Raw genomic sequence first — 11,781 nt, 5'->3', positions numbered from 1 at the left:
ATGAAGCGTAGAAATTTTATAAAAAAAGCATCAGCAACAAGCTTAGGAATCGTTGCTGTTTCATCAACTTTAATGAGTTTTGATGAAAAATCAGAAGATAAAAAAGCAGTTATTTTATCAACTTTAAAACCAATTAGACCTTTAGTAATTGCAACTTGGAATACGCCTTTAGCTGTAGAAACAGCGGCAAAAATATTACAAAATGGAGGTTCTGCTTTAGATGCCGTAGAACAAGGTTGTATAATAGAAGAAGCTAACGAGAAAAATCAAACTGTTGGTAAAGGAGGTTTACCAGACAGAGATGGAGATGTAACTTTAGATGCTTGTATTATGGATAATAAAGGAGATTATGGTTCTGTTTTAGGAGTTAAAAATATTACACATGTTATCTCTTTAGCAAGAAAAGTAATGGAAGATACGCCACATGTAATGTTAGTAGGTGAAGGAGCAGAAAAATTTGCTTATGAAAAAGGATTTAAAAAAGAAAATTTACTTACAGAGTCTTCTAAAAAAGCTTGGGAAAATTGGAAAATAAAATCAGAATACAAACCAATTATCAATATTGAAAATCACGATACAATTGGCATGTTGGCAATTGATAAAAAAGGTAGTATTTCTGGAGCTTGTACTACAAGTGGATTGGCTTTTAAAATGGCAGGCAGAATAGGAGATTCTCCAATTATTGGTGGTGGTTTGTTTGTAGATAATGAAATTGGTGGTGCTTCTGCAACTGGTTTAGGAGAAGAAGTTTTAAAAACGGTTGGTAGTTTTTTAATTGTAGAATTAATGCGACAAGGAAAAAGTCCGCAAGAAGCTTGTGAAGAAGCAATTGGCAGAATTGTAAACAAACCTGGTAAAGATTTTAAAAATTTTCAAGTAGGTTATATTGCAGTAAATAAACAAGGAGAAACTGGCGCATATTCTATTCATGAATGGTTTAGTTACAATCTTTTTAAAGACGGAGAAAACAAAAATATTAAGTCAGATTATTTTAATAAAGCATAGTTTTTTTAGAAGCTATTTCCAGCTTTCTGCACTCGCTTTTTTTATTCAGAAAAAGAATAAAAAAGAGCTCAAACAAATGCTTCAATCTGGGCTAAGTTTTTTACAAACTTTATTTATAAACGATTTTTTTATTATAATTTTTATTTTTTTTAGACTTTTATAATCAACAGTATCTAACTAAACTATTTTAATCAATTAAATATGTCATCAGTAACTACAACTAAATCATACAAAAGTGCCTTTATTTTTTTAACAACTTTATTTTTTCTTTGGGGTTTTATTACAGTTTTGGTAGATAGTTTAGTGCCAAGATTAAAAGATGTTTTCGAAATGTCGTATGCAAAAACAGTTTTAGTTCAGTTTGCATTTTTTGTAGCATTCTTCGTTTTTTCATTACCATCAGGATTTATTTTATCTAAAATTGGTTACAAAAAAGGAATCGTTTTAGGTTTATTAACCATGGCTTTAGGTTGTTTGTTATTTTACCCTGCAGCAGCTTATAGGTTGTTTCCTGTTTTTTTAATAGGATATTTTACACTTGCTGGCGGAATTACAATTCTGCAAGTAGCTGCAAATCCTTATGTAGCTTTGTTGGGTAGTGAAAATGGTGCTTCAAGTAGATTAAATTTATCACAAGCATTTAATTCTTTGGGAACCACAATTGCACCTGTTGTTGGTGCTTTATTTCTATTAAGTAATTCTGTAAAAACATCCGAAGAAATTGCAGTTTTAAGTGAAATAGAAAAGACAAATTATTATATAAATGAAGCAGCCACAGTACAAACTCCGTTTTTATTAATTGCTTTTTTAATTGCAGTTTTAGCAACCATTTTTGCTTTTATAAAATTGCCAGAAGTAATGCAAGAAAGTCCAAAAAGAGGGTATTTTACCTTACTTAAAAACAAAATAATGTTAATGGGCGCTTTAGGAATTTTTGTTTATGTAGGTGCAGAAGTTGCCATTGGTAGTTTTTTGGTAAACTATTTTTCTGATATGAATTTAGCTACAGTAGTTTTGCAAAACGAAACCATGATGAACATTGCAAATACAATAGCAAGTACTTTTAATAAAACATTTTCTGGATCAGATTCAAAGTCTTTATTAGGGATATTTGTTATTTTTTATTGGGGAGGCGCAATGATTGGCCGTTTTGTTGGTGCTTATTTAACTAAAATTATGGCTCCAGGAAAAGTCTTAGCAATATTTGCAAGTTTAGCAATTGCAATGATTTTAATATCTATAAATACTACAGGTTTGCTTTCTATGTGGTCTATTTTAGCAGTTGGTTTATTTAATTCAATAATGTTTCCTACAATTTTTACTTTGAGTTTAGAAGGTTTGGGAGATTTAAAAGCGCAAGCTTCTGGTTTGTTGTGTATGGCAATTGTTGGAGGTGCAATAATTCCGTTTATTTTTGGTGGTTTAATTGACGATTTTGGTTTTAAAACAGCCTTTGTTTTAACTATTATTTGTTACGGATATATTTTGTTTTATGGACGTTTCAAAGCGAAGAAAAATCTAAATTAATTTTCTTAAATGAAAATATATTTTAAAATGTAAGCCCAGATAATTCTGAGAATATTAGAATGAAATTAAGGATTTATTAAATTGTTATTTTTTTTGCTAACGTTCTTTTTTATTATAAGTTTAATCAACTAATTTGTAAATACATATAAACGAAATAGAAACATCCTGATGATTTTTTAGTAAGTAGGCTAATTGCAAGCAATAAATTCTAACTGGTGTTGTGTAACTTTTTTGTTTTTACTAAATGTGGAGATTAGTTAATTTTTTTTTAATAAATATTACTAGAATCAATAATTTTTAAAAAATGGAATACCCAAATATTATTGATGCCGTTTTATAATCTGAAGTCCAAGTTACATAATCTGTTAAAATATCTCTGCTGGTATGATATCTAAACTCCACACTATACTTATTATTATATTTATAACCTACGCCAAATGCGAAATTACCACTATTAGATTTAGCATCCAGACCTCTTACTTTTGAGTTTATTGCTAAGTCATAAATATAAGAACCATTTATAAAAAATTTAGATGTTTTGTTTAAAAACACATAGTGTCTTATTCCTATAGGAAGCTCAATTGATTGGTAATCTGCATTATTAAGACTATAATTTAGAACTTCATTGTTTGTTTTATAGTATTGGTATGTTGGCTCAATAAGTAAAGCCCATTTATTATTGTTAAAGCCCATAATAAATTCTAACTCTAACCCTAATCTAAAATTGAATTCATTGTCGTAGTCTTCGTTTCTTGAGTTTGCTGCACCATTTCTAATGGATAAAGACGAACTATTTATACCTGGTCTAATAGTAAAATTAAAAGAATCTGATTTCCTCTTTTCTTCGAAATTTATAAATTCTGAGTTTTTACACGTATTATATTTTGTGAAGAAATTTAATAATTCTTCTTTTTTATAATCAACATCGTTTACGTCATTTATTGTAATATCATTACATTTTAAATTAGTATATAATTGATTTCTAAATTTGTTATTTGTTTCAATTTTATTATTAGCTGATTTATATTCTTTAAAAACGAGTTGATTAATATCTTTATTTGGTGTTTGATAAAAGTATCTTCTAAGACTTTTGTAATTATATAAAAATAAACTTGCATCACCTTCAATCAAAACCTTTAAAAACAGTTGCTCTTGTTTAAATATTGGGTCTTTTTCGTTGCTTAATTGGTCTAATTTTCTACTAGACATATCAATATTAACAACTGCTCTTATATATTTTGAAACATTATTTATTCCAAATTCTTTTACAGTTTTAATTGTTAGTGTTTTATCTTCTGCTTGTTCTGTTGTTTTATATTTAAATTTTTGTGGATTGTTTTTCCAATCAATATCTTTAATTAAGCAGTTAATCTTTTGGTTAGAGTTGTTAATATAATATCCTTCAACATAGGATATTTGAGAATTACAATTTATTGAATAAAAAAGTCCAATGGCTAGAAATAAAATGTGAATTTTGTTCATTATTTTCTTAAATATTTTACAATGTTATGCTAATATAATGTCAATTTTAATATTTACTTAAGTTCTGTAAATGTAACTTTTATCAGAAGTTAGCTAATTTCGGTTTTTAAAAGCACAAAGTGAACAAGAAAATGCCCTTTTTTTAATAAAAAAACCGAATCAATTAAGTTTCGGTTTTTGTATTTTTATTTTGGATAACTGCTAACTACTTTTTTTTCTGTTGTTTAGCTTGTTGTTCTTGTGCTTGTTTCATTGCGTCGTCTATTCTTTGACGGAATTTACTCTTTGCTTTTTCTGGTTTCTTTTTGTTTTCTTCTATTTGTGCGTGAATTTTATCTTCATCAATAACATAATGCTTAATTACTAACATAATTGCAATTGTAAGTAAGTTAGAAATAAAGTAGTATAAACTTAAAGAACTGGCATAATTGTTAAAGAAAAACAACATCATAATAGGAGAGAAGTAAATCATATACTTCATCATTTTCCCCATATCTGGCATACCTTCTTGCGTTGGCGCTTGCATATTTGCTTGCTGACTTTGATTCATTTTCATGTAAAAGAAAATGGCAACAGAAGCCAAAATAGGAAATAAACTTACGTGATCTCCATATAAAGGAATGTAAACAGGAAGTTTAAAAACAATATCATAAGAAGATAAATCTGGCGCCCATAAAAAGCTTTGTTGTCTTAATGCTAAATTTGTTGGAAAAAATTTAAACAAAGCAAAGAAAACTGGCATTTGTAACAATGCAGGTATACAACCAGATAACATACTTACACCAGCTTTACGCTGAATAGCCATGGTTTCTTGTTGACGCTTCATTGCATTTTCTTTTCCAGGAAATTTCTCGTTTAATGCAGTTAATTCTGGTCTAATTACCTTCATTTTTGCACTAGATAAATAAGATTTATAAACCAACGGAGACATAATAATTCTTACAACAATTGTCATCAGAATAATAATTAATCCGTAGTTTGATAAAAATCCTTTTAAGAAATTAAATACAGGATAAAATACAGTTCTGTTTAAGAAACCAAAAATACCCCAACCTAAATCTGCAGTTTCGTCTAAACTTGTACCTTCGTATTTCTTTAATAAATTATAATCACTTGGCCCGTAAAACCATTTCATGTTATAATTTAATTCACCTGCAGTTAAAGCTAAAGGTGTTTTTAATTCGTATTTTTTTGTGTAAATTGTGTCTATTTCTTCATTTTTTACTAAATCCGTAGAAATGATAGTTGCATTATTAAAAGGAGTATCTGTTAATAAATTAGAAGCAAAAAAGTGTTGTTTATAAGAAACCCAATCTACATCATTTAAAATTTCTGATTTGCCAGCGTTTATATAATCTACATCATCTTCTGCCTTATAATAGAAGTGAGAATACATTGTGTTCTCTGTTTTTATACTCTTTTCATGTCTGTAACCATTTAAAGACCAATCTAAATTAATTGGGTTAGATGAATTTATAACATTATTTAAACCTTGAGAACGAATAGAGAAATCAACCATATATTTCTTTGGTTTCATTTCATATCTGTATTCTAAAAATTGAGAATCAGAAACTTTTAATTTCATAGACAATATTTGACTGTCTCCATTTTTAGTAAGTGAAGGTTCAAAAAATAAATCTTGCGTATTTAAAATTCTGTTATCAGTTGTTCCAAAATTAATATTAAAAGACGAGTTGTTGTCTTTTATCATATATAAAGGAAGAGAATCGTGCGTTTTATAATTCTTAATTAAAGCTTCAATAATTTGTCCACCTTTATTATCAATCGTTAATTTTACTAAATTATTTTCTATTACAGAAGTTCCTTCAGCGCCATTAATTGCGCTTAAAGCAAAAGCACCTAATTTATTTTGATATGCTACTTGTTGTAAAGAGTCATTTTTAATTACTGGTAATTTAGTAATTGTTTGCTGAGTATCATTTTTTACAGTATCTGTAACTTGTTCCGTGGTAATATCTTCAGGATCAATTTCAGGTTGATTTGTGTTAAAATACCAAAGCATAATTCCTCCAAGAAGAATCATTCCTATAAAAGAATTAAAATCGAATTTTTTTTGTTCCATATGTAAATTTAAAATGTCATTTTGTCAATTTTTATTTTCATTCTTGATGAAAAACCGACAAATGTAGCAAAAGCGTATTGTTTTTAGCTTATTTTACTAATGTTATTGTTGATAGACTTAATAAGTCAAATAGTATTCCCTTTTTTTTAAAAATTAAATAATTTGCTTTAAGCTTTAGATTGTTTTAGTGCAGCTTTGATAAAAGCCACAAATAAAGGATGCGGTTTTAACACAGTACTTTTATACTCCGGATGATATTGCACACCAACAAACCAAGGATGACTAGGTATTTCTACAACTTCTACCAAACCAGTTTTTGGGTTCATTCCAGTTGCTTTCATGCCTTTTAATTCAATTTGTTGTAAATATTCGTTGTTAAACTCATATCTATGTCTGTGACGTTCGCTAATGTTTTCTGTTTGATAAGCCTCAAAAGCAAGCGAGCCTTTTTCAAGTTTACAATCCCAAGCACCTAAACGCATCGTTCCGCCTTTTTCTGTAACATCTTCTTGACTTTGCATTAAATTGATAACAGGGTTTCTGCAATCGCTTTTCATTTCTGTAGAAAAAGCATCAACAAGACCAAGTACATTTTTAGCAAATTCAATAACTGCCATTTGCATTCCTAAACAAATTCCAAAGAAAGGAATATTGTTTTCCCTAGCATATTGTACTGCTTTAATTTTACCATCAATTCCTCGATCACCAAAACCTGGAGCAACTAAAATACCGTTTACACCCTTTAAATGTTCTTCTGTATTTTCTGGAGTTAAACTTTCAGAATGAATCCATCTAACATTTACTTTCGTTTCGTGAGATGAACCTGCATGAATAAAAGCTTCTGTAATAGATTTGTAAGAATCTTGTAGTTCTATATATTTACCAATTAAAGCAATTTCTACTTCGTATTTTGGATTTTTATGTTTCTGTAAAAAGCTATTCCAAGTAGTTAATTTTGGTTCTTGTTTCGACGTTAAGTTAAATTTCTTTAAAACAACTGTGTCTAAACCTTCTTTTAGCATTAAATTAGGAACATCATAGATAGTTTCTGCATCTATAGATTGTATAACATCTTCTTGTTTTACATTACAAAAGAGTGCTAATTTTCTTTTAATATCATTAGAAATTTGATGTTCTGTTCTACAAACTAAAATATCTGGACTAACACCACTTTGCATTAACATTTTAACAGAATGTTGTGTAGGTTTTGTTTTTAACTCGCCAGCAGCAGCTAAAAAAGGAATTAATGTTAAATGAATAACAATAGCATTTTCATGCCCTTTTTCCCAAAGTAATTGTCTTACAGATTCTACATAAGGTAAAGATTCTATATCGCCAACGGTTCCTCCAATTTCGGTAATAACAATATCGTAATCGCCAGTTTCGCCTAAAATTTGAATTCGGTTTTTAATTTCATCAGTTATATGAGGAATAACTTGTACAGTTTTTCCTAAAAACTCGCCTTTTCTTTCCTTATTAATTACCGATTGATAAATTCTACCTGTAGTTACATTATTGGCTTGACTTGTTGGTATGTTTAAAAAACGCTCATAATGACCTAAGTCTAAATCGGTTTCTGCACCATCATCAGTAACATAACATTCTCCATGTTCATAAGGGTTTAAAGTTCCTGGGTCTATATTAATGTATGGATCTAGTTTTTGAATAGTTACAGTAAATCCTCTCTCTTGTAGTAGTTTAGCTAATGAAGCAGCAATAATTCCTTTTCCTAAGGATGATGTTACGCCACCAGTTACAAAAACATATTTAGTATTATGCATGGTTGTTTTAGGTTTGCGCAAAAGTACTAACTCTCGTTTTTATCACAAATAAAAAACAAGAAAACATTTAAAAAAATCGTAGTTTTGTAGTTAGAAAAAATATTTTAATTTTTTTTCAAATACTGTTTGCCTAAAATAAAAACTGTTGTATATTTGCAAACGCTTTTAACGAAGTAAAAGTTAAGCGATAAAAAATAATATAGAAGATATTTAAAAATACACATAATGCCAAAAAGAACGTACCAACCATCAAAGAGAAAGAGAAGAAACAAACATGGTTTCATGGAAAGAATGGCTTCTGCTAATGGTAGAAAAGTATTAGCTCGTAGAAGAGCAAAAGGAAGAAAGAAAATTTCTGTTTCTTCGGAAACTAGACATAAAAAATAAATGATTAACAAATGTTAATATGTTAAGGTGTTACTTTTTTAAAGTAACGCCTTTTTTTATACCCAAAAACTAATTATTTTTACAAACTCATAACATACAACTATTTAACATGCCAAAAAGAAAAGACCTCAATTCTGTTTTAATTATCGGATCTGGACCAATTGTAATTGGGCAAGCTTGTGAATTTGATTATGCTGGTTCTCAATCTTTACGTTCTTTAAGAGAAGACGGGATAGAAACTATCTTAATTAATTCGAATCCAGCTACAATTATGACTGATCCTTCAATGGCAGATCATGTTTATTTGTTGCCTTTAACAACGAAATCTATCATTCAAATTCTAAAAGAACATCCTCAAATTGATGCTGTTTTGCCAACAATGGGTGGGCAAACAGCTTTAAATTTATGTATTGAAGCAGATACAAAAGGAATTTGGAAAGATTTTGATGTAAAATTAATTGGTGTTGATATTGATGCTATTAATATTACAGAAGATAGAGAGCAATTTAGAGAATTAATGTTAAAAATTGGTGTGCCAATGGCGCCTCAAGCAACAGCAACATCATTCTTAAAAGGAAAAGAAATAGCACAAGAGTTTGGTTTTCCTTTAGTTATTCGTTCTTCGTATACTTTAGGAGGTGCAGGCGCTTCAATCGTTTATGAATCTAATGATTTTGATGAATTATTAAGTCGTGGTTTAGAAGCATCACCAATTCACGAGGTGATGATTGATAAAGCAATGATGGGCTGGAAAGAGTACGAATTAGAATTGCTTCGTGATAAAAATGATAACGTTGTTATTATTTGTTCTATCGAAAATATGGATCCAATGGGTATTCATACAGGAGATTCTATTACAGTTGCACCAGCAATGACTCTTTCTGATACTACATTTCAGAAAATGCGTGATATGGCAATTCTTATGATGCGATCTATTGGAGATTTTGAAGGTGGATGTAATGTTCAGTTTGCTGTTTCTCCAGATGAAAAAGAAGAAATTATTGCTATCGAAATTAATCCACGTGTTTCTCGTTCATCCGCTTTAGCGAGTAAAGCAACTGGTTATCCTATTGCAAAAATTGCTACAAAACTTGCGATTGGTTATACTTTAGATGAATTGGAGAATCAAATTACTAAATCTACATCTGCTTTATTTGAACCAACTTTAGATTATGTGATTGTAAAGATTCCTCGTTGGAATTTTGATAAATTCGAAGGTTCAGACAGAACTTTAGGATTACAAATGAAATCTGTTGGTGAAGTTATGGGAATTGGTCGTTCTTTTCAAGAAGCATTGCACAAAGCAACTCAGTCTTTAGAAATTAAGAGAAATGGTTTAGGTGCAGACGGTAAAGGATATACAGATTACAATCAGATTATAGAAAAATTAACGTTCGCAAGTTGGGATCGTGTTTTTGCTATTTACGATGCAATTGCTATAGGTATTCCTTTAAGTAAGATTCATAATATCACAAAAATTGATATGTGGTATTTAAAACAATATGAAGAATTATTTCAACTTCAAAAAGAAATTTCTACTTATAAAATAGAAACTATTGAAAGGGATTTGTTGTTAGAGGCGAAACAGAAAGGTTATGGAGATAGACAAATTGCACATATGCTTGGTTGCTTAGAAAGCCAAGTTTATAATAAAAGAGAAGAGTTTAAAATACAAAGAGTTTATAAGTTAGTTGATACTTGTGCCGCAGAATTTAAGGCAAAAACTCCTTATTATTATTCAACTTTCGAAAACGAAATTGAAACAGCAGGCGGAGAAATTATTATAGCGAACGAAAGTATTGTAACACCTAAAAAGAAAATTATCGTTTTAGGTTCTGGACCAAATAGAATAGGTCAAGGAATTGAGTTTGATTATTGTTGTGTTCATGGAGTTTTAGCTGCTGCAGAATGTGGTTATGAAACGATTATGATTAACTGTAATCCAGAAACCGTTTCTACGGATTTTGATACTGCTGATAAATTATACTTTGAGCCTGTATTTTGGGAACATATCTATGACATCATCCGTCATGAAAAACCAGAAGGAGTTATTGTTCAGTTAGGAGGTCAGACTGCTTTAAAATTAGCAGAAAAATTAACAAAATACGGAATTAAAATAATAGGAACGTCTTTTGAGGCGCTAGATTTAGCAGAAGATAGAGGGAGTTTTTCTTCCTTATTAAAGGATAATAATATTCCTTATCCAGAATTTGGAATAGCAGAAACTGCAGATGAAGCTTTGGCTTTAGCAGATCAATTAGATTTTCCTATTTTAGTGAGACCTTCTTATGTGTTAGGAGGACAAGGAATGAAAATTGTTATCAATAAAGAAGAATTGGTAGAACATGTAGTAGATTTATTGGGTAGAATGCCAGGTAATAAATTATTGTTAGATCATTATTTAGATGGTGCTATTGAGGCTGAAGCAGATGCAATTTGTGATGCTGATGGTAATGTGTATATTATAGGAATAATGGAGCATATAGAGCCTTGTGGTATTCATTCTGGAGATTCTAATGCAATGTTACCTGTTTTTAATTTAGGTGATTTAGTTATGCAGCAAATTAAAGATCATACACATGCTATTGCAAGAGCATTAAAAACAGTTGGTTTAATAAATATTCAGTTTGCAATTAAACATGATATTGTGTACATAATAGAGGCAAACCCTAGGGCATCTAGAACAGTTCCTTTTATTGCAAAAGCTTACCAAGAACCGTATGTAAATTATGCAACTAAAGTAATGTTAGGACACAATAAAGTAACCGATTTTAATTTTAATCCACAATTATCAGGTTATGCAATTAAGCAGCCAGTTTTCTCTTTTAATAAGTTTCATAATGTGAATAAGAAATTAGGACCAGAAATGAAATCGACAGGAGAAAGTATTTTGTTTATTGATAGCTTAAAAGATGATGAATTTTATAACTTATACGCAAGACGTAAAATGTATTTGAATAAGTAAAAAATAATTATGTAATAAGTTAAAAAGCAACCATTTATTGAGGTTAATTCAATAAATGATTGCTTTTTTTAATATATGAGTATCTTTATTTAAAAGTATATTTTATATAACTCATCATATACTAAGTAGGGAACTGAACTATTTAATAGGTAATATTATATTACTGTTAATTAGGTTTTTAATTTTTTCAGTGTTTAGAATTCGCTAAATAAAACTCTAATTATTCTCACTGAGTAGGTTATGAATGGGAAAAGAGCCGAGAAGAAAATGATATCTATGATTCCATCTTTTAAAGTATCTAAATCATTCATATTTATTACATAGATTCCAGATAAGTAAACTATTATCAATGTAATAAAAAAAAGTGTAAAGTGTTTTAATGAATCTCTGTTCATAATATGAGGGTTAATTATTAATGTACTAAATATTATACGCTCTTATGAAACATAGTTATTTGAAAAGTCACATCTTTATAATTTTAAATTTTAAAAGGGGTATTATGTGTTAACTATTTAGAACTTTAAAAAAAAATATAGTAAAAAGAAAAAGTA

General features: G+C 29.2%; 7 protein-coding genes. 4 read left to right on the top strand and 3 right to left on the bottom strand.

Annotated elements, in window-relative coordinates; genetic code table 11:
* Window positions 1–1,005 carry an isoaspartyl peptidase/L-asparaginase family protein gene (locus tag BLT70_RS10335; protein ID WP_091894137.1) on the top strand — a complete coding sequence of 335 codons (1,005 nt, stop codon included), beginning with the start codon at window positions 1–3 and terminating at the stop codon, window positions 1,003–1,005.
* Window positions 1,006–1,206: 201 nt separating this feature from the next.
* On the top strand, window positions 1,207–2,532 hold the full coding sequence (locus BLT70_RS10330; RefSeq protein ID WP_091894135.1) for a sugar MFS transporter: 1,326 nt from the start codon (window positions 1,207–1,209) through the stop codon (window positions 2,530–2,532).
* A gap of 297 nt (window positions 2,533–2,829) precedes the next feature.
* On the opposite strand, the gene BLT70_RS10325 is transcribed toward BLT70_RS10330, so the two are convergent.
* The 3 genes from BLT70_RS10325 to BLT70_RS10315 all read right to left on the bottom strand — a co-directional run bounded on the left by BLT70_RS10325 (window position 2,830) and on the right by BLT70_RS10315 (window position 7,878).
* Window positions 2,830–4,014 carry a hypothetical protein gene (locus BLT70_RS10325; RefSeq protein WP_091894133.1) on the bottom strand — a complete coding sequence of 395 codons (1,185 nt, stop codon included), beginning with the start codon at window positions 4,012–4,014 and terminating at the stop codon, window positions 2,830–2,832.
* 205 nt (window positions 4,015–4,219) lie between these two features.
* Window positions 4,220–6,097, bottom strand: coding sequence for a membrane protein insertase YidC (gene yidC / locus BLT70_RS10320; RefSeq protein WP_091894132.1), 1,878 nt, complete (start codon window positions 6,095–6,097; stop codon window positions 4,220–4,222).
* Between the two features lie 167 nt (window positions 6,098–6,264).
* On the bottom strand, window positions 6,265–7,878 hold the full coding sequence (locus tag BLT70_RS10315; protein ID WP_091894130.1) for a CTP synthase: 1,614 nt from the start codon (window positions 7,876–7,878) through the stop codon (window positions 6,265–6,267).
* A 225-nt stretch (window positions 7,879–8,103) separates the two neighbouring features.
* Here BLT70_RS10315 and rpmH point away from each other — a divergent pair, with 225 nt between their 5' ends.
* Both rpmH and carB read left to right on the top strand, forming a co-directional pair.
* Window positions 8,104–8,265 carry a 50S ribosomal protein L34 gene (gene rpmH / locus BLT70_RS10310; protein WP_026775082.1) on the top strand — a complete coding sequence of 54 codons (162 nt, stop codon included), beginning with the start codon at window positions 8,104–8,106 and terminating at the stop codon, window positions 8,263–8,265.
* A gap of 109 nt (window positions 8,266–8,374) precedes the next feature.
* The gene (carB, locus tag BLT70_RS10305) at window positions 8,375–11,230 is read left to right on the top strand and encodes a carbamoyl-phosphate synthase large subunit (RefSeq protein WP_091894128.1); all 2,856 of its coding nucleotides are present in this window, start codon (window positions 8,375–8,377) and stop codon (window positions 11,228–11,230) included.
* Window positions 11,231–11,781 lie beyond the last annotated feature (551 nt).

The sequence above is a fragment of the Polaribacter sp. KT25b genome (assembly GCF_900105145.1).
Classification (GTDB): Bacteria; Bacteroidota; Bacteroidia; order Flavobacteriales; family Flavobacteriaceae; genus Polaribacter.
The sequence above is the reverse complement of the archived record's forward strand: the minus strand, read 5'-3'. Positions and strand labels throughout refer to the sequence as shown.